Source organism: Frateuria soli (assembly GCF_021117385.1).
Taxonomy (GTDB): Bacteria; Pseudomonadota; Gammaproteobacteria; order Xanthomonadales; family Rhodanobacteraceae; genus Frateuria_A; species Frateuria_A soli.
In genome coordinates this window covers 628,292-654,508 of record NZ_CP088252.1, presented here as the reverse complement: position 1 = coordinate 654,508, position 26,217 = coordinate 628,292, and the positions used below count along the sequence as shown (strand labels likewise).

The following is a 26,217-nucleotide window of genomic DNA, read 5'->3' as shown; positions in this document are numbered from 1 at the left end:
TCCGCCTGCGCCGCAGGTGGCGGGACCGTCGGAACGGCGGATCCCGCGCCCCCACGGCCGAGCGCCACTGGATCAGAAGAGCTCCACCTCTCCCTTTATCGGATCGTTTGCCAAACGCTTGAGGTAAACGCGCTCGCCGTCCACCAGCTGCGCGTCGCGGGTGCCGCGCAACTGGCGCACGCGCACCTTGCCGCTGGACGGGAAGTACTGGATCTGGCGCGGATACACGTCGCCCAGGTCCGAGGCGGCGACGTCGAGCCTTTCCATCGCCAGGTAACGCTGGACGAACTCGATGTTGCGCCGGCCCACGTCGGTCATCTGCGCCAGCACGCGACCGCCGCCGAACACCTTCACTTCCAGGTCCTCGCGGTGCCCGCCGGCCTTGAGGATCGCGTTGATCAGCTGCTCCATGGCATCGGAGCCGTAGCGCGCGGCGCGGCCAATCGCGGCCGACCAGCTGTCACGCCCACCCACCGGCTCGGGCAGCATGAAATGGTTCATGCCGCCCACGCGGCGACGGCGGTCGCGGATGCAGGCGGCGATGCACGAGCCCAGCACGGTGGAGATCATCTCCTCCTGCGCACTCACGTAGAACTGGCCCGGCAGCACCTTGGCGGTGACGCACTGCTGGGTCGGGTCCCAGAACCTGCGCAGATGCTCGAAGCCGGGCAACGCGGGTGCGATGGCCTGGCCGAAAGGCAGGCTCGCGGCAAGCTGGGTCATGCGGTCTTCTTCCGATAGATGGTGCGGCCGATCAGTTCGAACTCGTCGGAGAGACCGTGCATTGACTCGGAGTGGCCCAGGAACAGCGGGCCGCCCGCGGGCAGCAGCCGCGCGAACCGGCGGAACAGCTTCTGCTTGGTCGGCTGGTCGAAGTAGATCACCACGTTGCGGCAGAAGATCGCGTCGAACGGGCCCTGCATGGGCCACTCGTGCAGCAGGTTGAGCGGCGCGATGGTGACCAGCTCGCGCAGCTTCGGATGCACGCAGGCCAGCCCGGCGTACTCGCCCTCGCCGCGCAGGAACCAGCGCCGGCGCCGCTCGGGGTCGATGCCGTCCATCCGTTCGACCGGATAGACGCCCTTCTGCGCCGCGGCCAGCGCCGCGGGCGAAAGGTCGGTGGCCAGGATCTTCGCGTCGACGTTGCGGCCGCTGCGTTCCAGCGCCTCGGCCAGCACCATCGCCAGCGAATAGGGTTCTTCGCCGCTGGAGCAACCGGCCGACCAGATGCGCAGGCGGTCGCCCTCGCGGCGCTTCTGTTCCAGCCAGCGGGGCAGCATCTCCCCGGCCAGCGCCTCGAAGTGGTGCACCTCGCGGAAGAACGAGGTGACGTTGGTGCTGATCGCGCTGGCCAGCTCGCCCAGTTCGCTGTCCGGATCGGTGCGCAGGAGCTGGCAGTAGGCGTCGAAGCCCTTCATGCCCAGCGCGCGCAGGCGGCGCACCAGGCGCCCCTGCACCAGCTGGCGTTTCTGCTCGCTGAGCGCGATGCCGCAGTGCTCATACACGAACGCGCGCAGGAACTGGAACTCGCCATCGCCGAGCATGGGGCCGGCGACACCGGCCATCATGTTGTCGTGGCTGGCGACCGCGCTCATCGCTCAGAACTCCTTCCAGACGCCCGCATCGGCGGCCACGGCGACCGGCTCGGCCGCACGCGTGGTGCGCACCGGCGCGTTGCGCACGGCGGCGAACACCGCCTCGGCCTCGGCCACCACGGAGGAGGCCTGCGGCTTCGCCGGCGTCGGCGCGGCGTCGCCCTCGATATGGAAGAACGCCACCTGGCGCGACAGCTCGCCGGCCTGCTCCTGCATGGCGCGGGCGGCCGCGGCGGCTTCTTCCACCAGTGCGGCGTTCTGCTGGGTCATCTCGTCCATCTGCGAAACGGCGTTGTTGACCTGGTCGATGCCGGCCGACTGTTCCTGGCTGGCCGCGGCGATCTCGGCCACGATGTCGGTCACCTTCTTGACGCTGTCGACGATCTCGGCCAGCGCCTTGCCGGACTGGTCGACCAGCTCCGAACCGGTCCTGACCTTCTCCGCGCTGTCGTTGATCAGCGCCTTGATCTCCTTGGCCGCGCCGGCCGAGCGCTGCGCCAGGTTGCGCACCTCGGTGGCGACCACCGCGAAGCCGCGGCCCTGCTCGCCGGCACGCGCCGCTTCCACGGCCGCGTTGAGCGAGAGCAGGTTGGTCTGGAAGGCGATCTCGTCGATCAGGCTGACGATGTCGGAAATCTTGCGGCTGGAGGCGTTGATCTCCTTCATCGCGACCACCGCCTGCGAGGCCACCTCGCCACCGCGCTCGGCCTGCTCGCGGGCGCCGCGGGCCAGCTGGTTGGCGTGGCTGGCGTTCTCGGCGTTCTGCTTGACGGTGGAGGTCATCTCCTCCATCGAGGAAGCGGTTTCCTCCAGGCTCGAGGCCTGTTCCTGCGTACGCTGGGAGAGGTCGTCGTTGCCGCGGGCGATCTGCTGCGCGGCGGTGCTCACCGCGCCGGAGCCCTGGCGCACCTCGCCGACGATCGCGGTGAGCCGCTCGTCCATGCTGCGGAAGGCCTCCAGCAGCTGGCCCAGCTCGTCGTCGCGCCTGACCTCGATCGCATGGCCGAGCCTGCCCTGGGCAATCTCGCGGGCGACGCGGCCGGCGTAGGTCAGCGTACCGATGATCGAGCGACTGAGCGACAGCGCCATCCACATCGCCAGCAACAGGCCGGCGGTCAGCGCACCGATGCTGATCGCGCGGATCAGCTTGAAGCGCGAGACCTGCGCCTGATAGGCGGCGAGCGCTTCGTCGCGTTGCATGGAGACGAGTTTGTCCAGCACTTCCAGGCGCATCATCATCAGCGGACGCACCTCCATGTCGAGCACGTCGCCGGCCGCCTCGTCATGCTGGTTCAGCGCATCGGTCATGTCCTTCAGGCCGGTGAGGTAGTCGTCCTCGTCGGCCAGGTACTTCTTGTACTGCGCGGCCACGGCCTCGCTCTTGGGCGCGGCGTCGAATTCCTTCTTCTGGCTCAGGAACTTCGCCTGGAGCTCGGCGTACTCGTCCATCTTCTGCTTGAGCTGCGGCGCCTGCTTGACCAGCTTGGCCGCCTCGCCCAGCACGATGAACTGCATCAGCGAGTCGGCGCGCATGCGCGAGACGGTCTGCGCCGGCACCAGCTCGTCCTCGTACATCGCGCGCATGCCCTCGTTCTGCAGCTGCATGGAGCCGATGCCGATGACGGCACCGCCCAGCAGCATCAGCATCAGCATGCCCATCACCAGGCGCAGCCGGCCACGCACGGTGAGGGAGGGAATCTTGAACTTGATCTTCGGCAGTCTCATCGGCGGTTCCTGTCAGGCCACGGCTTCAATTTCATCGGCCGCGGGCAAGGCGGCTTCCAGCATTCGGGCATCCTCGGGATGCAGCAGCTTTTCCACGTCCAGCAACAGCACCATCCGGCCCTGGACCGGGGTCAGCCCCCGCAGGTACTCGGTGTCCACCGTGGTACCCATGTCCGGCACCGGGCTGATCTGGCCGGCCTGGATGTCGACCACGTCCGAGACGGCATCGACGACCACGCCGAACGGACGTCCTGCCACCGTCACGATCACCGTGACGGTGGTCGCCGCGTTCTCGTTGCGGGCCAGTCCGAAGCGCAGGCGCAGATCGAGCACCGGCACGATCGTGCCGCGCAGATCGAGCACGCCGAGCACGTAGTGGGGCGCCTGCGGAATGCGGGTGACCGGTGTCCAGCCGCGGATCTCGCGCACGGCGAGAATGTCCAGGCCGTACTCCTCGTCCGCCAGGCTGAAGGTGAGTTGCTGCACCGAAGGTGCATTCGAGTTGCTTGCGTACATCGTGCGGATACCTTGATGGAGGCCTGCGGGTCTCCGTCTTCCAAGGCTTTTTCGGCGAACCGGCGCCGAACTTGAGGCGCGTTCCTGTTCGCCTTGGTCGGAAGCGCGCCGCACGTCACGGATCGCTCGCGGCTGGATCGCGCGCGCGCCACCCGCACGAGACGTCACCGCCTTTGCCCCCTCTCCCCTGGGGAGAGGGCTTCATGGCGCGGGCGTCCGCTGCTCGCGCGAGGGACTTCATCGGCTTTACGGCCTCTTCCGGGAGGAAGCGGCCTTCGGTGCCGGCGCGCGTCAGAAGGAGATCTCGCTCCAGACGCCCAGTTCGTCGCTGTTGCGCAACTCGCGGCCATGCCGCTCCACCGCGTTGCGCTTGGCGACCAGCGCCAGGCGCACGCGCTTGGCCGGTTGCCATTCGACGCCGGCGTTGGCGTACCAGGTGCGCTGGGCGGGATCCCTCAGGCGGCGCGGCTGCATGCGGTCGTAGCGGGCGAACAGGCTCCATTGCCGGGCGACCCGCACGCTGCCCCAGGTCGACCAGCTGAGGCCGCGTTCGCTGGGAGCCTTGTGGGTACCGCTCCAGTTGCTGGCGTAGGCGACACGCGTGCCCAGCCGCCAGGTGTCGTCCGCGTAGGCGGCCAGCAGGTCGACCCGCCGCGCGGTGTGGTACAGCGGCTGCAGGTCGGCGTCTTCGCCCTGCTGGCCGTCGTAGCCGCCCAGCGCGAGCACCGTGTGCGCGCCGGGATGGTAGGCCAGCAACGCTTCCACGTCGGCACGGCGGCCGTGCGAGGGGCGCTTGTACCCGGCGCCGGTGACCACCGACACCGCATAGTCGAGTGCGGGCGCGAGCACGCCCTTGAGGTGCACGCCCCAGTCCGCGGCGTCGTCGATCTTCTGCATCGAGGTCGACAGGGCGTCGATATAGCGATAGCCATACCATTGGCTGCCGAGTGTGATCCACGGCATGTCGTCCACGCCCAGCCGCAACTGGGCGGACTGGCCGAACTTGCGTTGCAGGTACGCATGCTTGAGCCACAGGTCCGGATCGCGCTCGCCGCGCAGCCAGTTGACGTCGGCGGTCGCATGAACCGACCAGACCGTATCGAACGCGTAGTCGGCGTCCAGGTACATCCGCTTCAGGTCCGCATCGGTGTCGCTGCTGCGGGCGCCGGTGACGCGGTCGTGCTGCCGGAGCCGACTGGCGTCGGCGTAGATCTTGCCGCCGAAGCTGAACTCGCCGGCGTGCGCCATCGGCGCGGCCAGCGCCAGGCCGAGCGCTACGCGCACGGCCGCCTTGGATACAGGTTTCATGTTGTACTCGTAAAGGGCGCCGCACGGGCGGCGCCGAAAGGAAATCAGAACTCCGACCACGCACCGGCCACGGCGGCGACCGCTCGCTCAGGGCGCGTGACGGCGCGACGGGGCAGCGGCCTGGTCTCGGCCGGGCGCACCGGCGCCACCGCGGCGACCGCGGCGTCGACGCGGAAGAACGTCATCTGGCGCTTCATGGCATCGGCCTGCTCCTGCATCGCGCGGGCGGCGGCCGAGGCCTCCTCGACCAGCGCGGCATTCTGCTGGGTGGCCTCGTCCATCTGCGTGACCGCGTGGTTGACCTGGTCGATGCCGGCCGACTGCTCCTGGCTGGCCGCGGCGATCTCGGCCACCACGTCGGTCACCTTCTTGACGCTCTCGATGATCCCCGACAGCGCCTGCCCGGACTCGGCCACCAGCGTGGAACCCACCCGTACCTTCTCCACGCTGTCGCCGATCAGCGACTTGATCTCGCGGGCGGCGTTGGCGCTGCGCTGGGCCAGGCTGCGCACCTCGCTGGCGACGACCGCGAAGCCGCGCCCCTGTTCGCCGGCACGCGCCGCTTCCACGGCCGCGTTGAGCGAGAGCAGGTTGGTCTGGAAGGCGATCTCGTCGATCAGCTGCACAATCTCGGTGATCTGGCGGCTGGCCTGCTCGATCTCGCGCATGGCAGCGCTGGCGCGGGAAGCCACTTCGCCGCCGCGCTCGGCCTGCACGCGCGCGCCGTTGGCCAGCTGGCTGGCCTGGCCGGCGTTGTCCGCGCTCTGCTTGACGGTGGCGGTCATCTCCTCCATCGAGGAGGCGGTTTCCTCCAGGCTGGAGGCCTGCTCCTGCGTGCGCTGGGACAGGTCGTCGTTGCCGCGCGCGATCTGCTGCGCCGCGATGCTCACCGCCTGCGAGCTGCCCTGCACTTCGCCGACGATCGTCACCAGCCGGGTGCGCATGCTCACCAGCGCCTCGAGCAGGCTGCCCGCGGCAACCGGGGGCTCGCCCGGCTGTACGCACAGGTTGCCCTCGGCGATGCGCGCGGCCATGGCCACCGCGAACGCCGGCTCGCCGCCGATGCTCTTGCGGATGCTGCGCATCGACAGCCACACGATCAGGATCACCAGCAGGCCGACCACGCCGGCCTTGCCCAGGTCGACCATCAATGCGTGGCGGAAGTTGGCGTCGATGTCCTCGAAGTAGGCGCCGGCCGCGAAGTTGAGGTTCCACGGCTTGAACAGCTGCGTGTAGGTGATCTTGTCCTTGCCGCTGCCGTCGGGCATTTTCTGGGTGTAGCGGATGAGGTCGTGGCCTTCCTTGAGGTTGGCATCGCGCATCATCCGGTAATGGGGCATGCCCTTGAAGTCGGTCTCGTCGGCGAGGCTCTTGCCGACCAGTCCGGGCTTGAGCGGATGCATGCGCATCACCAGGTCGGTATCGAAGGCGAAGATGTAGCCGGTGCCACCGTCCCAGCGCATGGCGAGGATCTGCTCCAGCGCCTTGCGCTTGGCCTCCTCGTCGCTCAGCTCGCCCTTGGTGGCGCGCTCGTGCCATTGGTCGGCAACGGAAACGGCGGACTCGATCTCGCTCTGCAGCAGGGTTTCCAGGCTGCGCATCTGCTGCGCGCGGTCCTCGAACGCACCCATTACGGTCAGGCCGACCAGGCCCGCCACCACCACCACCACGACCAGGGCCACCCGCGCATTCAGGCTGAGACGGGCCAACCACCCATGTTTCGGGAACTGCATACCGTACCTCGTTGATGTCGACCGCCGGCGCACCGGCGGCGCGTTGTGCTGCGTTGCTGTTCCTGGCCACCCGCGGCGGCCAGCCTGGTAACGGCTCGGACGCTGGCAATACGGTCAACCAGGGGGACTTTCGACGCCGCGGCATCCATAGCCGGCAGGCATGCGGGAGAAACGGAAGCGCCCGGCCTCACGGCAGGCGCAGGCCAGCTCAGGCAGCGGCCTCCAACTGCCTGTCGTGCAACCGCAGCAGGCGATCCACGTCGAGCAGCAGCACCATGCGCTCGCCCACGCCGATCAGGCCCTTGAGATATTCGGTATCCACCGTCGTACCCATGTCGGGCACCGGCCGCACTTCCGAGTCCGCCGCATCGAGCACGTCGGACACCGCATCGACCACGATGCCGAAATTGCGACCGTCCACCGCCACGATCACCGTGACCGTGGTGGAGGTGTACTCCTCGCGCGTCACGCCGAAGCGCAGGCGCAGGTCCAGCACCGGCACGATTGCACCGCGCAGGTTCAGCACGCCCAGCAGGTACGGCGGGGACTGCGGGATGCGCGTGACCGAAGTCAGACCCCGGATCTCGCGCACGGACAGGATGTCGATGCCGTACTCTTCCTGCGCAAGATTGATGGTCAGGTATTGCGACTGGAGCGCCTCGCTCCCGGTGTTGTCAGACATGGATTTCGTCTCTCGAAGTCGGAATCGCCTGGCGGCGTCCCCGTGCAATGTGGATCGGCCAGGGGCCCGCCAACTTGAGCGGCCCCGAAAGCGCAGATCAGGAGTTCGACCAGCTTCCCACCGCCGGCGCGGGCCGCAGCGAGGCCGAGCCCATGTCGCGCGCCTGCCGGCGCAGCGCATCGACTTGGTCCGCCTCCTCGACCAGACCACGCCGGCGCTGTCGGCTACCGCGGATCCGGTCGCCGCGGGGTAGAGAAAATGCCGGGGCATCGTGTCGGTCCCGGTGCCGTATACCCGGCTGCCCTGCTGTCCGACGCCCCGCGCACGAGCGAGAGGACGTCCGGAAGCCGGCGCCCGCTGTCGAAGTCCTGTCTTTCGGCGGCGGCGGCCTTACGCCGCCTTGCGCCGTCCATGCAGGCGCACCAGCCCGGCGATGTCGACGATCAGCGCGACCGAGCCATCGGCCAGGATGGTCGCGCCGGAGACGCCCTGCACGCGGCGGTAGTTCGCTTCCAGCGACTTGACCACGGCCTGCTGCTGGCCGACCAGTCCATCGACGAACAGGCCCACGCGGGAGCCATCGCCCTCGACCACGATCAGCAGCCCGTCCTCGATCGTGCGCTTGGCGCCGTCGCAGCCGAACAGCTCGTGCAAACGCAGCACCGGCAGGTACTCGCCGCGGAAGCGGAACAGCTCGCCGCCGCCGGCCACGGTCTTGAGCGCGTCGGGCTTGAGCTGCACCGATTCGACGATCGAGATCAGCGGCACGATGTAGCGCTCTTCGCCCACCGCGGCAGTGAGGCCGTCAATGATCGCCAGGGTGAGCGGCAGGGTGATGGTGAACACGCTGCCCTGTCCCGGCGTGCTGCGCACGACCACGCTGCCGCCCAGGTCGGATACGTTGCGGCGGACCACGTCCATGCCCACGCCACGTCCGGAGAGATCGGTGGTGACTTCGGCGGTGGAGAAGCCCGGCTGGAAGATCAGGTCGCCGACCGCCTCGTCGCTCAGGCCTTCGCCGCTCCTGATCAGCCCGCGCTCGACCGCCTTGCGCACGATCGCCTCGCGGTTGAGGCCCGCGCCATCGTCGGACACTTCCACCACGATGTTGCCGCCGCGGTGGAACGCATCGAGCTTGAGCGTACCGACCTCGTTCTTGCCGGCGGCGCGGCGCTTGTCCGGGACTTCCAGTCCGTGGTCGATCGCGTTGCGCACCAGGTGCACCATCGGGTCGCCGATCTTTTCCAGCACCGTCTTGTCCAGCTCGGTCTGCTCGCCATGCAGGTCCAGCTTCACCTGCTTGCCGAGCTTCTGGCTGAGATCGCGCACCAGGCGCGGAAAGCGGTTGAACACCGAGGCGATGGGCAGCATGCGGATGCCCATCACGCTTTCCTGCAGCTCGCGCGCATGGCGGGCGAGCTGGGTCAGGCCCTGCTGCAGCAAGGGCAGCCGGGCCGGGTCGAATTCCTCGCGGAAGGTGTCGAGCATGGCCTGGGTGATCACCAGCTCGCCGACCAGGTTGATCATGCTGTCGATCTTGTCGATCGCCACGCGCACCGAACTGGACTCGGCGCTCTGCTCGCGCGTGCCGCGCGCAGCGGCCGCGTCGGCGATGTTCGCCGGGGCGGGTGCGGGTGCGTGCGCGGGTGTCACGACGGCGGTCGGCCTGGGTTCGATGGAAAGGTCGCATTCGTCCTCGACCCAGTCGAACACCGCGGCGATGTCCTCGCGCTTGACCGGCGCATTGAGCTCGATGGTCCAGCCCAGGTGGCACTGGGAAGGGTCCAGCTTGTCCAGCGCCGGCAGCCGCGAGAGGTCGGCCTCGACCAGCAGTTCGCCCAGCCCCGCAAGTTCGCGGATCAGCCGCAGCGGATCGTTGCCGCCGGCGAGCATGCCGGCGTGCGGCCTGAACTGGATCATCCAGGCCCCGGCCTGATCGCCGGCGCGTCGGGCCGGGCCCGCCTGCACGGGTGCCTCGCGACCCATCATCGCCGCCAGCTCGCCGCGCACGCCGTCGGAGACGGCATCGTTGAGCGGCTCGCCGGCCCTGGCGCGGTCGAACATGCCACGCAGGCAGTCGACCGAGCGCAACATCAACTCGACGATCGGCTTGTCGATCGCCCGCTTGCCGCCACGCACCTCGTCCAGCAGCGACTCCGCCTCGTGGGTGAACGAGGCCATCTCGGGGAAGCCGAAGGTGGCCGCGCCGCCCTTGATCGAGTGCGCCGCGCGGAAAATGGTATGCACCAGTTCCCCGTCGCCACCCTCGTCCAGCGCGAGCAGCGAGGATTCCATCGTGTCGAGCCCTTCCAGGCTCTCCTCGATGAACACTTGTTGGAACTGCGCCAGGCCCGCGTTGCTCATGGTGGTTCTCCGCGCTCAGCCGAGCACGCGCTTGACCGTGGCCAGCAACTGGTCCGGATCGAACGGCTTGACCAGCCAGCCGGTGGCGCCGGCAGCCTTGCCTTCCATCTTCTTGTCCGTGTGCGACTCGGTGGTCAGCATGAGAATCGGCACGCCCTTGTAGGCCGGGCGCGTGCGCAGCTCGCGCACCATGCTGATGCCGTCCATGACCGGCATGTTGACGTCGGCCAGCACCAGGTCGAAGCCGCCAGCGGCGGCCGCGTCCAGCGCCAGCTGGCCGTTCTCCGCCTCGGTCACCTCGTGGCCCGCGCCGCGCAGGGTGTAGGCCACCATGCCGCGCATCGACGCCGAGTCGTCCACCGCAAGAATCTTCGCCATGTCTATCAACCTCTTCTTTTAAGCCGGCACCGCTGCCGGCAGATCCAGTGCCTTGACGAGGCCGAGCGTGTCCGCCGCCTCGCACAACGTATTGCTCGCGCCCCGCCAGCTCACCTCGCGGCCGCGCGAGAGGGCCTCGCGGCGGAACAGCGTGAGCAGCTGCAGCGCGGCGGTGTCCACGCGCTCGACGGCGCTGCCGTCGATCCGTGTCGCTCGTGCATCCAGCGCGCCCAGCAGATCGGCCAGCAGCTCGGCCTGCGCCGCCATGCGGCAATCGGCAGGCAAGCCGATCTCGACCGTCCTGGGCTGTTTCAATTCTCGTTTGCTGCCCATGCTTACCTCCCGCGTACCGAGCCCCTGCCCGACGCTTATCGGCGCAAGGCGCCAAGGCTTTAGCGGTTTCACCACCCATTCGTCCCGAGCGCAGGCCGCGGGCCCACGTCCAGGGCAGCAACATCCGGCCTTCGACTCCGCTGCGCTACGCTCAGGGTGAGCGGGCGGGGAAATTCCGCTGCTCCAGCCGGAGTGGGGCATTCAAGTTATCGTCCGCCCAGCCGATTCCTGTACCGACTGCACGGAACCGTCCAAACCGGCCGGCAGGCAGGAGACCCGCGTGATCATCCAACCCACCACCAGCCTCGCCGCGATGACCTGGGCGGGAGCCGCCTCCGGCGCCGCGTCGGAAAGCTGGCGCGTGGGCACGGTGCTGTCCGCGCGTCCGCTGGGCATGGGCGAACAGGGCCGGATGGTGTTGCAGATCGGCGCGCTCACGGTGGAGGCCGACCCGCTGGGCATCCCGCTGCCCTCGCAGTTCCAGGTGCGCGTGCTCGCCGCGGGCAACCCGCCGCTGCTGGAGATCCTGGCCGGCCCGGCCGCCGATCCGCGCGTGCAGCAGGCACTGCGCGAACGGCTGCCGCAACAGAACGGCTACGCACCGCTGCTGGCCACGCTCGGCGCGCTGGCACAGCGCCCGGTGCTGCGGCAGCTGCCGCCTGAGGTGCGCTCGGCGCTGGCGCTGCTCGACCAGGGTGTGCGCACGCCGCAGGACATCAGCCGGGCCGAAGGCTTGCGCGAAGCGATCGCACGCAGCGGCCTGTTCCTTGAATCGCAGCTTGCGCGGCCGCGCAGCAACCCGATGTCGCTGGGCGAGGAAGACTTCAAGGCGACGCTGCTGCGCCTGGCCGCGCTGCTCGACCGGCAGCCGCGCGTGCCCGCCCATGCGCCGCCCAGCAACGCCGACACCCCGCCGCCGCTGCGCCAGCGCGGCCTGCAGGCGCAGCCGCGCGTGCCGTTGGCCGTGCCACTGCCCGAGCCGCCCGCGGACGAGGACGTCAACCGGTTGCTCGGCCGCCTGCGCGGCGACGTGCATGCCGCGCTGGCGCGGCTGGAAATCGCCCAGCTCGATGCGGCCGGTGCGCAGGCCTGGATGATCGACATCCCGCTGCAGGGCCCTGACGGGCGCGACGTGCTGCAGCTCCACCTGGAACAGGCGCAGGACGCCGCGACCGGCGCCGGCACCTGGACGCTGGGTTTCGCCATCGACCTGCCCTCGCTCGGCCCGCTGCAGGGCGAACTGCAATTGCGCGACCTGCGGTTGAACGTGCGGCTGTGGGCCGAGCGCAATGCCACCACCGAGCGGCTGGAACGCCAGTTCACCCCGCTGCGCCAGCGTCTGGCCGCCAGCGGCCTGCAACTGGAGCAGCTGAGCTGCCAGACCGGCCTGCCGCAGGGCCGCAGCCATGCCAGCGCGCTGCTGCTGAAGGCCACCGCGTGAGCGCCGCCCTGCCACCGCCGCAGCGCCGCGTCACCCTGCGCCTGGCTGGTCCGGAAACCACGTCTGCGCCGCTGCCGCCCGAGGCACTCGAACTGCTGCTGGCCCGCGCCCGCGCGCTCGGCTTCCCGCTGCACCACGACCCGCAGATCGCCGCGGTCCTCGCCGCCCTGCGCCTGCGCGAGGACGTGCCGGTGCTGCTCTACGCCGCCGCTGCCGCGGTGCTGGCGAGCGTGTACGACGCGAGCGGCGAGCCCGAACAGGCCGCCGTTCGGAATTCTCCGTAGGACGACAGCGGCAGCGGTTGCTCGAGGGAGCGGAAGTAGGCGCCACCGCATACCCCGCCTCTCGCCCGAGCCACATCGATCAGCGGCTTGTTCGAAACCCCCTGCGGCGCGCGCCTGCGCGCGGCCGCGTGGCATGGTGGTCGCGCACAGGTGCGCTCCTACCCGAAGGCCGCGGGCGGAGGCCGTCGAGGGCGGGACATCGCACTCCTGCGCCTCTCGACCAGGCCACCACGGCCGACACGCTGCAGCGGCTCGTTCGGTTCGAAAGGGCCATCTGGACGTTTGCTGGCGTGGAGCCATGGTCCGCGCCACTCGGCCTGGCGCGTGCCCCGAAGACGCCGCCGCCACGAGGCCGTGGACGTTTTATGCACGCCGAGCTCGCTATTCCTTGAACTGTCGGGGCAGCAGGGGCCTGTCTGCCGGGGGTGAGGATTCGGATGTCCGCAAGTCTGCGAGTGCGCTTTCGCTCGATCGCGCGCGTGCTGGGAAGCGCGCTGTTTGCAGGGGTATCCCCGTGGGTGGTGCATGCCACGTCTGCGCAAGCGCTGGTCACCCGGGGCAACGGGCACGGTGCACCACCCTGCCAGTCCTGCCACGGGGCCAACGGTGAGGGCCAGGCGGCCGCGGGCTTTCCGCGGCTGGCCGGGCTGGATGCCGCCTATCTGGCCCGGCAGTTGGCCGACTATGCCAACGGCACGCGCGCCAATGCCATCATGCAGCCGATCGCACGGGCACTATCCGCCGATGAGCGGCAGGCGGTCGCGGCGTACTACTCCGAATTGCCGGTGCCGGCGATTGCGCCCTCGCCGCAGAAGCCAGCGAACGGGCTGGGCGCCATGCTCGCCACGCGCGGGCGCTGGTCGCAACAGGTGCCGGCGTGCGAGCAATGCCACGGACCGGGCGGCGTGGGCGTGGGCTCGCATTTCCCGCCGCTGGCCGGACAGCCGGCGGCGTACATCGAGGCGCAGCTGCAGGCGTGGCAGCAGGGAAAGCGGCGCAACGATCCGTTGCAGCTGATGCAACACCTGAGCGGCAAGCTCGACGCGCAGGACATCGCGGCCGTAGCACAGTGGTTCGCCGCGCAACCGCTGCCGGCCGGGAGCGCACGATGAGCGCGCGGCTTTCCCTCCTGCTGCTCGCCACGCTCGCCCTGGGCGCCTGCACGGACCACACGCCGCTGGACGCACAGGCCGCCGAGGCCCACGCGCCGGTTGCCAAGGCGCCCGCCTTCGCCCCGCCGCCCGAATCGGCCATTCCGGAAGGCCCTTACGGCGACATGGTCCGGCTGGGTCGCGAGATCTTCGTGCACACGCGCAAGGCCGCGCCGGCCTACGTCGGCAACGGGCTGGCGTGCGTCAATTGTCATCTGGATGCGGGTCGGCTGGCCGACTCGGCGCCGCTGTGGGCCGCGTACGGCATGTATCCCCAGTACCGCAAGAAGAACCGCCACGTGAACGGCTACGGCGAACGCCTGCAGGGCTGTTTCATGTATAGCATGAACGGCAAGGCGCCGCCGCTGGACGACAAGGTGATCCTCGCGCTGGAAACCTATTCGTCGTGGATGGCGCAAGGCGCGCCGCACGGCATGAAACTCGAGGGTGCCGGTTACCCGAAGGTCCGGCCGCCGGCGGAGAAGCCCGACTACGCGCGCGGCCAGGCGGTGTTCGAACGCGACTGCGCGCTCTGCCACGGCGCGGATGGCCGGGGCCGGAAGGTTGCCGGCGACTACGTGTTCCCGCCGCTGTGGGGACCGGATTCGTTCAACTGGGGCGCCGGCATGCACGAGCTGGACAAGGCGTCCGCTTTCATCAAGGCCAACATGCCGCTCAGCCGCGGCGGCAGCCTGAGCGACCAGGAGGCGTGGGACGTGGCGATGTTCATGGATGCCCACGAACGCCCGCAGGATCCGCGCTACAACGGCGACCTGGCGGCCACGCGCAAGGCCTTCCACGACACGCCGATGTCGCTGTACGGCCAGCGCATCAACGGCAGCCTGCTCGGATCGGAACCGGCCCGATGAGTACCTGTCGCGTCGATGTGCCCGGCATCACAGATCCAGGCCGCGGGCCCTGCTTTTGCCCGCCATTTCACGCGGCCTTTCTAAACTGATCAGCGCATGCGAGCCGGGGTGACCCGGCCGGAGGAGAGCCACCAGGGATGTCCTACAGCAAAGCGACCACCATGTCCGAAGATCTCGCCCCTTCGCCGATCCGCCGAGCACTGGCCTGGAGTGGCATCGCGCTGCTGCTGGTCGCCTGCGCCGCGGCCGTTGCCTTCACTTTCTCGCGCCCGCAACCCGACCCGCGGCTGGCCTACCCGCGCATCCATGGCGCGGGGGGCGTGCTGCCGGTGGGTCCGAATGCGCTGATGCCCTCGACCGTGGCCGAGCACCGCCTCTACATCGACGTCGACAGCGACGAGCCCACCCGCGGCGAGATCAACCGGCGCCTGCACACCGCGGCGAAGCTGCTCAACCTGTATGCGCTGGCGGGCGTGCCCAACGAGAAGGTGCACCTGGTCGTGCTCTTCTACGGGCGCGGAGTCGATCTCGCGCTGTCGGACGCGGCCTATCTGAAGAAGTTCGGCCACCCCAACCCGAACGCCGAGCTGATCCGGAAGCTGCGCAAGGCCAACGTCGACATGGTCGTGTGCGGGCAGGCGCTGGGGCACCAGAACTTCGTCGCCGCCAACATCCGCCCGGGGGTGACGTTGGCGCTGTCGGCATTGACCAAGCGCGAGGAGCTGCAGGCAGCCGGCTATGGCGAGGTACCGAAGGAGCCGGATTGACCCGACGGTGGCCTGGGTCCCCGGGAATCTGCGCGCGCAGCGGATAGCTCCTCCCCCTGCTTGCAAGGGGAGGCTGGGAGGGGGTTGGCTTTGATCGGCAAGTAAAATTACCCCGCCCCAACCCTCCCCTGCGCGCAGGGGAGGGCGTTCGGGGAAGTCTCGCGGCAAGCGCCACTCAGGCCGCGTCCGCCTCCGGCAGCCGGCAGAGTCGACGTACGTCCAGCAGCGCGACGAAACCGCCCTTCCACGGCAGCACGCCGATGACCGGATCGTCCACGCGCACGGCGCGACCGGGCGGTGGCGGGGCGATCGCGTCGTCACCGGGCAGCAGCAGCTCACCCACCCCATCCACGCGAAGACCGACCGCCTGGCCGGCATGGTTGAGCATCACCACGCGCACGCCGTCGGTGTCGCCGTCCCGTGGCGGCAGGCCAAGCCGGCGACGGCCGTCCAATACCGGCACCACGCGCCCACGCAGGTGACGGATGCCCAGCAGATCGGAGGCGGCACCGGGCACCGGTGTCACCTCGCCGATACGGATCACCTCGCTCACCTGGGTCAGCGGTGCGGCATAGGCCTGGCCATCGAGCTGGAAGGTGAGCCAGTGCCGGGGGTTCGCGGTGGCCGGAGCATTCATGGTCGGGACTTCGTGATGTGGGCGGCGCGGCTCATTTGCCGAGCCCGGGCGTGACGATCAGCGGCGCTTCGACGACGCGCACCGCGGCCTTGGACGTGTTCTGCGTCGCACCGGCCCCGGCCAGCCCCGCGCCCGGCGGCAGCGGTGTGTGGCCCGCATCGGCGGGTGGCGCGGCGTCGGCGAGCTGGCCGACCCGGTCGGCGCCGCCGGAGTAACGCGTCGGCATCGCGTGGTCGCTCAGCACCACGACGAGCACGCGGCGATTGCGGTTGCGGCCTTCGAGGGTGGCGTTGTCGGCCGCGGGCCGGAACTGGCCCCAGCCGATGATGCCGAGCCGCGCGGGACTCACGCCGTGTTCGGTGAACAGCCGCGCCACGCTGGCGGCGCGGGCGGCAGAGAGTTCCCAGTTGGACGGAAAGACAGCCGTGTTGATCGGCTTGTCGTCGGTGTATCCCTCGATCCGCAGCGGGTTGCCGAACGGCGCGAGGATGCCGCCCAGGTTGCTGAGCACCACGTCGGCCTGGTGCGAGAGCTGCGCCACGCCGCTGGGAAACAGGATGTCGGTGCGGATCTCGATCTCGAGCCAGTTCGGCGTGCGCCGCACCACCACCTGCTGTTTGTCGATCAGGGGCTGCAGCGCCTTCTCCACCGCTTGCTGGATGCGGGTGAGGTTGGCCTGGCGTTGCGCCTCCTGCGTGGCCTGCACGTCGCGCATGGTCTCGTGCGCCGAGCGTTCGGCGACCATGCGCCGCGGGGCCGGGCGCAGCGGGATCGGTACCGCCACCGGCGCGACGGCGGCGCCGGGCTGGCTCTGCGGCGCGGCTATCGCCGGGTCGACGTTGTGCGGCCTGGCCTTCGTCGGCGGCATCGGCGCGATCACGTGGCTGGAACCGTTGAACGCCTCGATGATCGACTCGGACATCACGCGGTACTTGCCCTCGTTGACCACCGAGACCGCGTACATCACCACGAAGAAGGCGAGCAGCAGCGTCATCAGGTCGGCATAGGGAATCGCCCAGGCCTCGTGATTGACGTGGTCCTCGTGGTGCTTGCGTTTCATGGGCGGGTCCCGTGTTGCACGCCCGGCCGCACGCCCCCTTGTAGGAGCGCACCCTGTGCGCGACCCATCCGCACGTGAAACGGGCGGTCGCGCACAGGGTGCGCTCCTACAGGGCTTCCTGCGCGTTCGGGGCTCACGACAGATACCCCTGCAGCTTGGCTTCGATCTGTCGAGGGTTGTCCCCTTCGGCGATCGACACCAGCCCCTCGACGAGGATCTCGCGCATCTGCGTCTGCTTGCGTACCAGGCTCTTGAGCCGCGCGGACATCGGCAGCATCAGCAGGTTGGCCAGCGCCACGCCGTAGATGGTGGCGACGAAGGCCGCGGCGATGCCATGGCCAAGCTTGCTGGGATCGGCGAGGTTCTGCATCACGGCCATCAGGCCCATCACCGCCCCGATGATGCCCATCGTGGGCGAGTAGATGCCGGCGTTCTCGAACACCTTGGCGGCTACCAGTTCGTTGTGCTCGCGCGCCTCCATCTCGACCTCGAGCACGCCGCGGATCGCTTCCGGCTCGCCGCCGTCGACCAGCATCTGCAGCCCCTTGCGCACGAAGCCATCGCTTTCCTCGTCGATCTTGGCTTCCAGGCCGAGCAGGCCCTGGCGGCGCGAGATCTCGCTCCAGCCGATGATCCGCTCGATCAGGTCGGAGGGCTGGAACACCGGCGGCCGGTAGACCATCGGCAGCATGCCCAGCGCCCGCCTGAGCACGCTGCCGGGCGTCTGCACCATCAGCGCGGCCGCGGTGCCGGCAAACACGATCACGAACGCCGCCGGGTTGACCAGCGCGCCGATCGTGGAGCCCTTGAGGATGGTGCCCACGATGATGACCAGGAAGGCCAGGATCGTACCGACGAGGCTTATCGGGTCCATGTCAGCCCGCCGCCCTCAGCGACGGCAGCAACTGCCCGCCATCGTCGGCCAGGCCGGAAAGATCCAGCACCAGCGCCAGAGCGCCGTCGCCGGTGACGGTGGCGCCGGCAATGCCGGGCACGCCCTCGAACAGCGGCCCCAGCGGCTTGGCCATCACGTCCTCGCGGCCCAGCACCTCGTGTACCAGGCAACCCATGCGCTGGTGGCCGACGTGCAGCACCACCACGTGGCGCGGCGCGGCGCCGAGCACGCCGGCCCAGCCGGCCAGGTCGCCCAGCGGCAGCGCGCGGCCGCGGTGGTTGGCGACCAGGCGACCATCGAGCATGCGGTCCTGGCCGGCGGCCAGTTCGAACACCTCCTCCACGTTGGACAGCGGCAGTGCGAACAGGCGCGTGCCCACGCGCACCATCAGCACGCGCAGGATCGCCAGGGTCAGCGGCACGGTCAGCTCCAGCTCGCTGCCATGGCCGAGCTTCGAGCGCACCGCGAGGGTGCCACCCAGTTCGGCCACGCGCGTCTTGACCACGTCCATGCCGACGCCGCGGCCCGAGATGTCGGAGATCTGCGCGGCGGTGGAAAACCCCGGGCGGAAGATCAGTTCGTAGCATTCGTTCTCGGTCAGGCGCGCGGCCTGGGCCTCGTCGATGACGCCCTTCTCGACCGCCTTGCGCTTGAGCACCTCGGGATTCATGCCGTGGCCGTCGTCGCTCACCGCGATGACGATGCGCTCGCCACGCTGGCTGGCGGACAGGCGTACGGTGCCGCGACGGGACTTGCCGGCCTTCAGACGCTCCTCCGGCATCTCCAGGCCGTGGTCGAGCGCGTTGCGCAGCAGGTGGATCAGCGGATCGGCCAGCGCCTCGACCAGGCTGCGGTCCAGGTCGGTGCCCTCGCCTTCGGTGACCAGGTCCACTTCCTTGCCGAGCTGGCGGGCGAGGTCGCGCACGATGCGCGGGAAGCGCTGGAACAGCCGGCCGACCGGCTGCATGCGCATGGCCAGCACCGCGCCCTGCATTTCATCGGCGACGCGGTCGAGTTCGGCCGCGGCCTGCGCCAGGGTTTCGTCGCCGCTCTTCTGCGCCAGGCTCTGCAGACGGTTGCGCACCAGCACCAGTTCGCCGGCATGATTGACCAGCGCGTCGAGCCGGCCGGTGTCCACGCGCACGCTGGTCTCGGCCGGCGCGGCCGCGCGGGCGGGCGCCGGTGCGGGTGCCGGAGCGGCAGGCGCCGGGGCCGGCACGGCACCGGGCGCACCGCCCTTGCCGTGCAGGTTGTCGAGCAGGGCCTCGAACTCGTCGTCGGCGATGCTGTTGCCGGGTGTCGGGGCGCTGGCACCCGGTGCCGCGGTTCCGTGCAGGTTGTCCAGCAACGCTTCGAACTCGTCGTCGTTGATGGTCGCGGGCGCGGGCGCGGCCGGTGGCACGGTACCCGGCGCGGCGGTGCCGTACAGGCTGTCGAGCAGGGCTTCGAATTCGCTGTCGTCGATGCTGCCATCCGCCGGCGGCGCCACGGGCGCGGCGACCGGCGGCGGCGCCGGTGCGGGTGCCGCCGCACCCGGCATAAGCCGCTTGAGCAGCGCCGGCGGCGGCATCGCCATGGACGCGCCGCCACGCAGCGCATCCATCATCGCGTTGAGCAGGTCGAGCGCTTCGAGCAGCGCGTCCATCCTGGCCGAGTCCAGCACCAGCGCGCCGTTGCGGGCGACGTTGAGCAGATCCTCGGCATGGTGGCAAAGCTGCACCATCGGCTCGACGGCGAGGAAGCCGGCGCCACCCTTGACCGTGTGGAACGCGCGGAACACCGCGTTGAGCAGTTCGGCGTCGCGCGGACTGGCTTCCAGCTCGACCAGTTGTTCCGACAGGCGCTCGACCAGCTCCCCGGCCTCGACCAGGAAGTCGTCGCGCAGTTCGGCGTCGAGTGAGGGGTCCATGCTCGCTCCGGTCCGGCTCAGAAGCCGAATTCGCTGAGCAGGCGGTCCGCCTCGTCCTGGCCGGAGATCTTCTCCACCACCGGCGGCGGCTCGCGGCCGGACAGCGCGCCGGTCAGGCGGACCAGCTCCAGCAGCGAGGACTCCACCGACTCGATGAAGTTGACCACCTTCTTGATGCGCTGGCCGGACAGGTCCTGCCACGACTGCGCCATCACCATGTCGTTGAGACCTTCGCGGCAATGACCGGCGAACGTGCCGGCCTGGCGGGCCAGGTTGGCGACCGGGTCGCACGGCGCGGCCGAGGCCAGCACCTGCTCGGCGCTCTGCGCCAGCGCGTCGGCCTCCGGGCTCATGCGCTCGGCGAAATCGATGCTGCGGTGGGCCGCCTGGGCGCTCATTTCCAGCACGTCGTTCAGATGCTTGCGGACGTCGGCCACGCGGCCGGGCACGCCTTCCTGCGCCAGGTCGTTGCCGAGCCGGCTGACCGCGCCATGCAGGTCGCGCGCAAGCAGGCCCAGCGCGCGGAACAGGTGCTGTTCGCGCTGGCGCACCAGTGCATCGAGCGCCTGCTCGAAAGCGGCGCCGTCGGCGCTGTTGAGGAGGTTCTGCAGCTCCGGCGGCAGCGCGGTCTCGTCGAAGGTGGCAAGTACGGCGCTCATGCGCTGGCTCCCGCGGCGGCGAGGCGCTCGAAGATCTTGGTGAGCTTCTCCTTCAGCGTGACCGCGTTGAACGGCTTGACGATGTAGCCGTTCACGCCCGCCTGCGCCGCGGCGATGATCTGGTCGCGGTTGTTCTCGGCGGTGACCATCAGCACCGGCAGGCCCTTGAGCGAGGGCTCGGCGCGGATCGCGCGCAGCAGGTCGATGCCGGTCATGTTGGGCATGTTCCAGTCGGTCACGACCATGTCGAACGGCTGGCTCCGGAGCATGATTAGCGCGTTGTTGCCGTCGTCGGCTTCCTGGATCAGCGTGTTGGTGAAGCCGAGCTCCACCAGCAGGTTCCTGACGATGCGCCGCATGGTGGAAAAATCGTCCACCACGAGGATTTTCATGTTCTTGTCCATTGGGCCTCTGCCGTGGATTCGGGATTCGGGATTCGGGATTCGGGATTCGGGATTCAATGGGGTGTCAACGTGGAGAGGATTGATCGGGCGGGGAAGCGCGCCGGCCTTTGCCTTTGCCTTTGCGATTCCCGACTGCCGAATCCCCAATCCCGTCCTCACGCCAATCGCCCATGCGCGCGCGCAGCCGCACGATCGCCTGGCCGTGGATCTGGCACACGCGCGACTCGGTCACGCCGAGCACGGCGCCGATTTCCTTCAGGTTCAATTCCTGCTCGTAGTAGAGCGACATGACCAGCTGCTCGCGCTCGGGCAGGCCGGCGATGCCGTCGATCAGCGCCTGGCGCAGCCCGTCCTGTTCGATGTTCTCGGCCGGTCCCAGGCTGGCCTGGTCGACCACGTCGAACGCGGGTGCGCCGTCGCCGTCGTCCGGCGCGGTGAGGCTGAGCAGGCGCGCGCTGGCGGCATCCGCGAGGATCTGGTGGTACTCCTCCGCGCTCACGCCCAGGCGCTTGATGACTTCGGCGTCACCGGCGTCGGACCCGGTCTCGATCTCGATCTGGCGCACCACTTCGGCGACTTCGCGCACCTTGCGGTGCACCGAGCGCGGGGTCCAGTCGGTCTTGCGCAGCTCGTCCAGCATGGCGCCGCGGATGCGGATGCCGGCATAGGTCTCGAAGCTGGCGGCGCGATCGGTGGCGTAGTGCCGCGCGGCTTCGAGCAGGCCGATCATGCCGGACTGGATCAGGTCGCCCACGTCCACGCTTGGCGGCAACCGCCCCATCAGGTGATAGGCAATACGACGCACCAGTGGCGCGTGCTGGCGCACCAACTCGTCCGCACTCTGTTTTTGCAGCTGGAGATATTCCGATGCCACGCTCATCTCACCACCCCGACGCCGTCACGGCCTGGCCACCGAAGAACGCGATGCGGTCCAGGCCCGCGCGCGCGGGTTCCTCCCAGTTATCGACCGCACCTGCCAATTGCTTGAATGCCTGCGACGAACGCGCCGCCGGCCACAGGTCGACCACCGCGCTCTGGCGCCGGATGGCCTGCTTGAGCCGCTCGTCCTGCGGCACGAAACCCATGAAGTCCAGCACCACGTCCAGGAAGCGGTCGCTGACCTTGGCCAGCTTCTGGTGCAGCGCGCGGGCCTCGCCCAGGTTGCGCACCAGGTTGGCGACGAAGCGGAAGCGGCGCACGCCGAAGTCGCGGGAGAGGACCTTGATCAGTGCGTAGGCGTCGGTGAGCGAGGCCGGCTCGTCGCAGACCACCAGCACCACGTCGTCGGCCGCCGCAGCGAACATCGCCACGTTGTCCGACAGGCCCGCGGCGGTGTCGACCAGCAGGTAGTCCGGCGGCCGGGGCAGCTCGTCGAAGGCGCGGATCACCGCGGCGTGCTCGCCATTGCCCAGTTGCGCCAGGCGCCGCGCGCCGGAGCCGCCGGGGATCACCTTGAGCCCGTGCGGGGCATCGAGTACCAGCTCTTCCAGCGTGGCCGAGCCGTCGAGCAGGTGGCCGAGGTGGCGCGAGGGCGCCAGGCCGAGCAGCACGTCGACGTTGGCCAGGCCCATGTCGGCGTCCAGCAGCATGACGTCGCGACCGGCCATGGCCAGGCTCATGCCGAGGTTGACCGCCACGGTGGTCTTGCCGACGCCACCCTTGCCGCCGGCCACCGCGATCGCGCGGCAGCGACGGCGCGGCGCGCCGGCGTTGGCCGCCTGGTCCGGCCGGTGCGGTGCGGGCGGCGCGTCGTGACGCTCGCCCGTGATCGCGTTGAACATGTCTTTCAAGCCCCACGCCTGATTCATTGCAAGGATTCCGCTCATGCCTGGGCCACCATCGTTCCGAAGCGCTCGGCCAGTACTGCCTCGTCGGCGCCCGGCGCGTTGCCCTTGAGCGCCCGCGCGGCGCGGCACACCAGCAGGCGCGCGTCGGCGGCGGCAATGTCCTCGGGCACCCGCTGGCCGTCGGTGGTGTAGTCCAGCGCCAGCCGGTGGCGGATCAGCACCGACAGGGCGCCGCCGAGGCTGGGCGCCTCATCGAGTTTGGTCAGGATCGCCGCGTGCGGCTTGACCGGCAGGTAGGCGCGCACCGCGTCCTCCAGCGACTGCGCCTGCGCATTGGCGGCCAGCACCAGGCACGCGCGCAGCTCGCCTGCCGCGCGCAGTGCGTCCAGCTGTTCGGCCAGGCGCGGGTCGTTGCCGGCCAGGCCGGCGGTGTCGACCAGCACGGTGTGGCACCCCTTCAGCAATTGAAGGACCTGGCGCAGGCTGTCAGCGTCGTAGGCCGGATAGACGCGCACGCCGAGCAGGCGGCCGTAGTGCTCCAGCTGCGCGGCGGCGCCGATGCGGTAGTGGTCGGTGCTGACCAGCGCGACCTGCGAGGCGCCATGGCGCACCACCGCCTTGGCGGCGAGTTTGGCGAGCGTGGTGGTCTTGCCCACGCCGGTCGGGCCGACCAGCGCGGTGACGCCGGCCTCGTCCGAGCGGCCGCGACCGCTGACCGCGATGCCCCGGCTCAACATGCCCAGCGGCAGGTAGCGCGCCTGCTCGGGCGTCATCTGCGGCGGCAGTTCATCGGCCAGCGCGCGGGCGACGTCGGCGTCGATGCCGAGCCGGGTCAGCTCGCGCAGCACGCGGGTGTGCATCGGCTGGCGGCGTTCCATGTCGTTCCAGGCCAGGCTGGAGAGCTGCATCTCGAGCATCTCGCGCAGGCTGGACAGCTCGGCGCGCATGCGCACGGTGTCCTGCGCGGCGCGTTCGATCAGCGGGTGGACGGCCGGCGGCTCCCCGGCGCGCGGGTCGAGGCCCGCGTCGCTGGCGTTGGTGTTGGTGTTGGTGTTGGCGGGAAGAGCATCGCCCACGAGTGGGCTCCTACGGAGAGCGGGGTCGACCGGCGACGGGTGATTGGCGGGCGCCAGTGTTTCGACGCGCGCCTCGCGCACCGGCGGCGGCGGAGGTGGCGCGGCAGCACGCGTCGGCAAGGCCGGCGGTTCGGCGGCCGGCGCAGGGGCCGCCCCATGGCGCGCGGCCTCGCGCACCAGCGCCTCGTCGTAATCGACGGCGGCGATGATCTCGATGCCTTCGTCGAGCTTGCGCGTGGACAGGATCACCGCATCCGGCCCCTGCTCCTCGCGTACTTCGCGCATCGCCTGGCGCATGTCCGGCGCCACGAAACGTTTGATCTTCATTGCTTGCTCCGCAAGCGGGATTCGGGATTCGGGATTCGGGATTGGGCAGGTCGGGAGTCGAGATTCGGGATTCGGGATTCGTTAAAAGCCGAGCCGTCGCAAACTCGCGTCATCGCTCGCCTTTCCGGATCTCCCATCACGAATCCCCTCATCCCAGGCCTCACCGAATCTCGAATCCCGAATGCCGTCATCCCGGCTCTACCGTCCCAGCGCCTGGACCAGCCGCACCCTGCGGTTGTCCGGCACCTCGTTGTAGGCCAGTACGTGCAGGTTCTGTGCCACGTGGCGGGTGAAGCGGGCGAGCCACGGGCGAAGCTGCGGCGCGACCAGCAGGACGGCCGCTTCGCCGCTCATTTCCTGGCGGCGCGCGGCGTCGGCGACGCTCTGCTGCAGGCGGTCGGCCAGGCCCGGTTCCACCGCCGCGCCGGCCACGCCGCCGCCCGAAAGGGAATTCATGAGGATCTGCTCGAGCTCCGGCGCCAGCGTGATGACCGGCACCTCGGTGCCCAGGCCGGTGATCTCCTGCACGATCTGCCGGCCGAGCGCGACGCGCGCGGCGGCGGTGAGCATGCCGGGATCCTGACTCTGCCCCGCGTGCTCCGCCAAGGTTTCGACGATGGTGCGCATGTTGCGGATCGGCACGCGCTCGGCCAGCAGGTTCTGCAGCACCTTGACCACCACGCCCAGCGCCATGCGCTTGGGCACCAGGTCCTCGACCAGCTTCGGCGCGGTCTGCGCCAGGCGGTCGAGCAGCTGCTGCACGTCCTGGTGGCTGATCAGCTCGTGCGCGTGGGTCTGCAGGATGTGCGACAGATGCGTGGCGACCACGGTGGCCGGGTCGACCACGGTGTAGCCCAGGCTTTGCGCCATCTCGCGCTGGCCCTGCTCGATCCAGACCGCTTCCAGGCCGAACGCCGGGTCCTGCGTCTGGATGCCCTGCAGCGGGCCGTGCACGCGGCCGGGATTGATCGCCATCAGGCGCTCGTGGTGCACCTCGGCCTCGCCCATCGGCACACCCATCAGGGTGATGCGGTAGGTGTTGGGGCCCAGGTCCAGGTTGTCGCGGATGTGCACCGCCGGCACCAGGAATCCGAATTCCTGCGAGAGCTTGCGGCGCACCGACTTGATCCGGCCCATCAGCTCGCCGCCCTGATGGGTGTCCACCAGCGGGATCAGCCGGTAGCCGACTTCGAGGCCGAGCGGATCGACGCTGGCCACGTCGTCCCAGCCCAGTTCCATGCGCTCGGCCGGCAGTGCGGGCGCGGCGGTCGGCTCGGCTACGGCTTCGGCGAGCTTTTCCCTGGTCTCGCGCTCGCGCTTGATCATCAGGTAGGCCGCGCCACCGCAGCAGCCACCGAGCAGCAGGAAAGCGAGGTTCGGCATGCCCGGGATCAGGCCCATCACGCCCAGCACCGCGCCGGCCACCGCCAGCGCGCGCGGCTGGCCGAACACCTGGCCGATCACCTGCTTGCCCATGTCCTGCGACTTGGACACGCGGGTGACGATCACCGCGGTGGCGATCGAGAGCATCAGCGCCGGCACCTGCGCGACCAGGCCGTCGCCGATGGTGAGGAGCGTATAGGTCCTGGCCGATTCGCCGGCCGGCAGGCCGTGCTGGAACATGCCGACGAAGAAGCCGCCGATGACGTTGATGAACAGGATCAGGATGCCGGCGGTGGCGTCGCCACGGACGAACTTGGAGGCACCGTCCATCGAGCCGTAGAAGTCCGCTTCCTCGCGTACTTCCTGGCGGCGCTCGCGGGCCTGTTCCTGGGTCAGCAGGCCGGCGTTGAGATCGGCGTCGATCGCCATCTGCTTGCCGGGCATCGCGTCCAGGGTGAAGCGGGCGGTCACCTCCGACACTCGGGTGGCGCCCTTGGTGACCACCACGAAGTTGATGATGGTGAGGATCGCGAACACCACGAAGCCGACCGCGAAGTTGCCGCCGATCACGAACTCGCCGAACGCCTCGATCACCTTGCCGGCCGCCCCCGGGCCGTCGTGGCCGTGCAGCAACACCACGCGGGTGGAGGCGATGTTCAGGGCGAGACGTAAAAGCGTCGCCATCAGCACGACCGTCGGAAAAGCGGCGAATTCCAGCGGCCGCATCACGTAGATCACCGCCAACAAAATGACGAGCGACAGCGCGATGTTGAAGCTGAACAGCATGTCCAGCAGGAACGGCGGCATCGGCAGCATGACCATCGCCAGCATCGCCAGCATGACCACCGGCGCGCCGACGCCGCGGCGCCCGAGCTGCTTGAGACTTTCCATTGCGCCAGCGGCGGCCATGCGTTGTTCCTTCTAAAGCCTGAAG

Annotated in this window: 25 protein-coding genes; 5 read left to right on the top strand and 20 right to left on the bottom strand. The window is 69.5% G+C overall.

The genetic code is table 11. The features are described from left to right. Positions 1-72: 72 nt before the first annotated feature. From cheD to LQ771_RS02835, 10 genes are all read right to left on the bottom strand, one after another. Positions 73-723, bottom strand: coding sequence for a chemoreceptor glutamine deamidase CheD (cheD, locus tag LQ771_RS02880; RefSeq protein WP_231350903.1), 651 nt, complete (start codon positions 721-723; stop codon positions 73-75). Then, on the bottom strand, positions 720-1,595 hold the full coding sequence (locus tag LQ771_RS02875) for a CheR family methyltransferase (protein ID WP_231350902.1): 876 nt from the start codon (positions 1,593-1,595) through the stop codon (positions 720-722). The genes cheD and LQ771_RS02875 overlap by 4 nt, the downstream gene beginning before the upstream one ends. Before the next feature lie 3 nt (positions 1,596-1,598). Then, positions 1,599-3,320: a methyl-accepting chemotaxis protein gene (locus LQ771_RS02870; protein WP_231350901.1), complete on the bottom strand. Its 1,722-nt coding sequence runs from the start codon at positions 3,318-3,320 to the stop codon at positions 1,599-1,601. Positions 3,321-3,332: 12 nt separating this feature from the next. Further along, complete coding sequence (locus tag LQ771_RS02865) at positions 3,333-3,836, bottom strand: chemotaxis protein CheW (RefSeq protein WP_231350900.1); 504 nt, start codon at positions 3,834-3,836, stop codon at positions 3,333-3,335. Positions 3,837-4,127: 291 nt separating this feature from the next. Next, the gene (locus LQ771_RS02860) at positions 4,128-5,144 is read right to left on the bottom strand and encodes a hypothetical protein (RefSeq protein WP_231350899.1); all 1,017 of its coding nucleotides are present in this window, start codon (positions 5,142-5,144) and stop codon (positions 4,128-4,130) included. Between the two features lie 44 nt (positions 5,145-5,188). Continuing rightward, on the bottom strand, positions 5,189-6,877 hold the full coding sequence (locus tag LQ771_RS02855; protein ID WP_231350898.1) for a methyl-accepting chemotaxis protein: 1,689 nt from the start codon (positions 6,875-6,877) through the stop codon (positions 5,189-5,191). 208 nt (positions 6,878-7,085) lie between these two features. After that, positions 7,086-7,559, bottom strand: coding sequence for a chemotaxis protein CheW (locus LQ771_RS02850; protein WP_231350897.1), 474 nt, complete (start codon positions 7,557-7,559; stop codon positions 7,086-7,088). A 390-nt stretch (positions 7,560-7,949) separates the two neighbouring features. Next, entirely contained in the window at positions 7,950-9,923 is a 1,974-nt protein-coding gene (locus tag LQ771_RS02845; protein WP_231350896.1) for a chemotaxis protein CheA, read from the bottom strand. A 15-nt stretch (positions 9,924-9,938) separates the two neighbouring features. Next, on the bottom strand, positions 9,939-10,301 hold the full coding sequence (locus LQ771_RS02840; RefSeq protein WP_209616977.1) for a response regulator: 363 nt from the start codon (positions 10,299-10,301) through the stop codon (positions 9,939-9,941). 18 nt (positions 10,302-10,319) lie between these two features. Continuing rightward, complete coding sequence (locus LQ771_RS02835; RefSeq protein ID WP_231350895.1) at positions 10,320-10,634, bottom strand: STAS domain-containing protein; 315 nt, start codon at positions 10,632-10,634, stop codon at positions 10,320-10,322. Between the two features lie 280 nt (positions 10,635-10,914). Between LQ771_RS02835 and fliK the strand changes: the two genes are divergently transcribed. From fliK to LQ771_RS02810, 5 genes are all read left to right on the top strand, one after another. Then, a complete protein-coding gene (gene fliK / locus LQ771_RS02830) occupies positions 10,915-12,075 on the top strand; it encodes a flagellar hook-length control protein FliK (protein WP_231350894.1) in 1,161 nt (386 codons plus the stop codon). Beyond that, positions 12,072-12,359, top strand: a complete 288-nt coding sequence (locus LQ771_RS02825) for a flagellar biosynthesis protein (protein WP_231350893.1) — start codon at positions 12,072-12,074, stop codon at positions 12,357-12,359. Before fliK ends, LQ771_RS02825 begins: the two co-directional genes overlap by 4 nt. A gap of 437 nt (positions 12,360-12,796) precedes the next feature. Beyond that, the gene (locus tag LQ771_RS02820; protein WP_231350892.1) at positions 12,797-13,471 is read left to right on the top strand and encodes a c-type cytochrome; all 675 of its coding nucleotides are present in this window, start codon (positions 12,797-12,799) and stop codon (positions 13,469-13,471) included. Continuing rightward, a complete protein-coding gene (locus LQ771_RS02815; protein WP_231350891.1) occupies positions 13,468-14,379 on the top strand; it encodes a c-type cytochrome in 912 nt (303 codons plus the stop codon). Before LQ771_RS02820 ends, LQ771_RS02815 begins: the two co-directional genes overlap by 4 nt. 137 nt (positions 14,380-14,516) lie before the next feature. Next, positions 14,517-15,146: a DsrE family protein gene (locus LQ771_RS02810; RefSeq protein WP_231350890.1), complete on the top strand. Its 630-nt coding sequence runs from the start codon at positions 14,517-14,519 to the stop codon at positions 15,144-15,146. A 175-nt stretch (positions 15,147-15,321) separates the two neighbouring features. Here LQ771_RS02810 and LQ771_RS02805 read toward each other — a convergent pair whose 3' ends face one another. The 10 genes from LQ771_RS02805 to flhA form a co-directional block, all read right to left on the bottom strand. After that, a complete protein-coding gene (locus LQ771_RS02805; RefSeq protein WP_231350889.1) occupies positions 15,322-15,783 on the bottom strand; it encodes a chemotaxis protein CheW in 462 nt (153 codons plus the stop codon). A gap of 31 nt (positions 15,784-15,814) precedes the next feature. Then, positions 15,815-16,843: a flagellar motor protein MotD gene (gene motD / locus LQ771_RS02800; RefSeq protein ID WP_231350888.1), complete on the bottom strand. Its 1,029-nt coding sequence runs from the start codon at positions 16,841-16,843 to the stop codon at positions 15,815-15,817. Between the two features lie 133 nt (positions 16,844-16,976). Continuing rightward, a complete protein-coding gene (locus LQ771_RS02795; RefSeq protein WP_231350887.1) occupies positions 16,977-17,717 on the bottom strand; it encodes a flagellar motor protein in 741 nt (246 codons plus the stop codon). A gap of 1 nt (position 17,718) precedes the next feature. After that, positions 17,719-19,647 (bottom strand): chemotaxis protein CheA, encoded by a 1,929-nt coding sequence (locus LQ771_RS02790; protein ID WP_231350886.1) that lies wholly within the window; start codon positions 19,645-19,647, stop codon positions 17,719-17,721. 17 nt (positions 19,648-19,664) lie between these two features. Beyond that, positions 19,665-20,306, bottom strand: coding sequence for a protein phosphatase CheZ (locus tag LQ771_RS02785; RefSeq protein ID WP_231350885.1), 642 nt, complete (start codon positions 20,304-20,306; stop codon positions 19,665-19,667). Further along, a complete protein-coding gene (locus LQ771_RS02780) occupies positions 20,303-20,710 on the bottom strand; it encodes a chemotaxis response regulator CheY (RefSeq protein ID WP_231350884.1) in 408 nt (135 codons plus the stop codon). Before LQ771_RS02780 ends, LQ771_RS02785 begins: the two co-directional genes overlap by 4 nt. Before the next feature lie 64 nt (positions 20,711-20,774). Further along, complete coding sequence (locus LQ771_RS02775; RefSeq protein ID WP_231350883.1) at positions 20,775-21,590, bottom strand: RNA polymerase sigma factor FliA; 816 nt, start codon at positions 21,588-21,590, stop codon at positions 20,775-20,777. Between the two features lies 1 nt (position 21,591). Further along, positions 21,592-22,536, bottom strand: a complete 945-nt coding sequence (locus LQ771_RS02770) for a MinD/ParA family protein (protein ID WP_425491301.1) — start codon at positions 22,534-22,536, stop codon at positions 21,592-21,594. Then, positions 22,533-23,900, bottom strand: a complete 1,368-nt coding sequence (gene flhF, locus LQ771_RS02765) for a flagellar biosynthesis GTPase FlhF (RefSeq protein WP_231350882.1) — start codon at positions 23,898-23,900, stop codon at positions 22,533-22,535. Before flhF ends, LQ771_RS02770 begins: the two co-directional genes overlap by 4 nt. A gap of 198 nt (positions 23,901-24,098) precedes the next feature. Further along, the gene (gene flhA, locus LQ771_RS02760) at positions 24,099-26,192 is read right to left on the bottom strand and encodes a flagellar biosynthesis protein FlhA (RefSeq protein WP_231350881.1); all 2,094 of its coding nucleotides are present in this window, start codon (positions 26,190-26,192) and stop codon (positions 24,099-24,101) included. Positions 26,193-26,217 lie beyond the last annotated feature (25 nt).

Coding starts and splice junctions, on each gene's coding strand:
- cheD (WP_231350903.1), bottom strand. CDS start 723: ATGACCCAGCTTGCCGCGAGCCTGCCTTTCGGCCAGGCCATCGCACCC.
- LQ771_RS02875 (WP_231350902.1), bottom strand. CDS start 1,595: ATGAGCGCGGTCGCCAGCCACGACAACATGATGGCCGGTGTCGCCGGC.
- LQ771_RS02870 (WP_231350901.1), bottom strand. CDS start 3,320: ATGAGACTGCCGAAGATCAAGTTCAAGATTCCCTCCCTCACCGTGCGT.
- LQ771_RS02865 (WP_231350900.1), bottom strand. CDS start 3,836: ATGTACGCAAGCAACTCGAATGCACCTTCGGTGCAGCAACTCACCTTC.
- LQ771_RS02860 (WP_231350899.1), bottom strand. CDS start 5,144: ATGAAACCTGTATCCAAGGCGGCCGTGCGCGTAGCGCTCGGCCTGGCG.
- LQ771_RS02855 (WP_231350898.1), bottom strand. CDS start 6,877: ATGCAGTTCCCGAAACATGGGTGGTTGGCCCGTCTCAGCCTGAATGCG.
- LQ771_RS02850 (WP_231350897.1), bottom strand. CDS start 7,559: ATGTCTGACAACACCGGGAGCGAGGCGCTCCAGTCGCAATACCTGACC.
- LQ771_RS02845 (WP_231350896.1), bottom strand. CDS start 9,923: ATGAGCAACGCGGGCCTGGCGCAGTTCCAACAAGTGTTCATCGAGGAG.
- LQ771_RS02840 (WP_209616977.1), bottom strand. CDS start 10,301: ATGGCGAAGATTCTTGCGGTGGACGACTCGGCGTCGATGCGCGGCATG.
- LQ771_RS02835 (WP_231350895.1), bottom strand. CDS start 10,634: ATGGGCAGCAAACGAGAATTGAAACAGCCCAGGACGGTCGAGATCGGC.
- LQ771_RS02820 (WP_231350892.1), top strand. CDS start 12,797: ATGTCCGCAAGTCTGCGAGTGCGCTTTCGCTCGATCGCGCGCGTGCTG.
- LQ771_RS02815 (WP_231350891.1), top strand. CDS start 13,468: ATGAGCGCGCGGCTTTCCCTCCTGCTGCTCGCCACGCTCGCCCTGGGC.
- LQ771_RS02810 (WP_231350890.1), top strand. CDS start 14,517: ATGTCCTACAGCAAAGCGACCACCATGTCCGAAGATCTCGCCCCTTCG.
- LQ771_RS02805 (WP_231350889.1), bottom strand. CDS start 15,783: ATGAATGCTCCGGCCACCGCGAACCCCCGGCACTGGCTCACCTTCCAG.
- motD (WP_231350888.1), bottom strand. CDS start 16,843: ATGAAACGCAAGCACCACGAGGACCACGTCAATCACGAGGCCTGGGCG.
- LQ771_RS02795 (WP_231350887.1), bottom strand. CDS start 17,717: ATGGACCCGATAAGCCTCGTCGGTACGATCCTGGCCTTCCTGGTCATC.
- LQ771_RS02790 (WP_231350886.1), bottom strand. CDS start 19,647: ATGGACCCCTCACTCGACGCCGAACTGCGCGACGACTTCCTGGTCGAG.
- LQ771_RS02785 (WP_231350885.1), bottom strand. CDS start 20,306: ATGAGCGCCGTACTTGCCACCTTCGACGAGACCGCGCTGCCGCCGGAG.
- LQ771_RS02780 (WP_231350884.1), bottom strand. CDS start 20,710: ATGGACAAGAACATGAAAATCCTCGTGGTGGACGATTTTTCCACCATG.
- LQ771_RS02775 (WP_231350883.1), bottom strand. CDS start 21,590: ATGAGCGTGGCATCGGAATATCTCCAGCTGCAAAAACAGAGTGCGGAC.
- LQ771_RS02770 (WP_425491301.1), bottom strand. CDS start 22,536: ATGAGCGGAATCCTTGCAATGAATCAGGCGTGGGGCTTGAAAGACATG.
- flhF (WP_231350882.1), bottom strand. CDS start 23,900: ATGAAGATCAAACGTTTCGTGGCGCCGGACATGCGCCAGGCGATGCGC.
- flhA (WP_231350881.1), bottom strand. CDS start 26,192: ATGGCCGCCGCTGGCGCAATGGAAAGTCTCAAGCAGCTCGGGCGCCGC.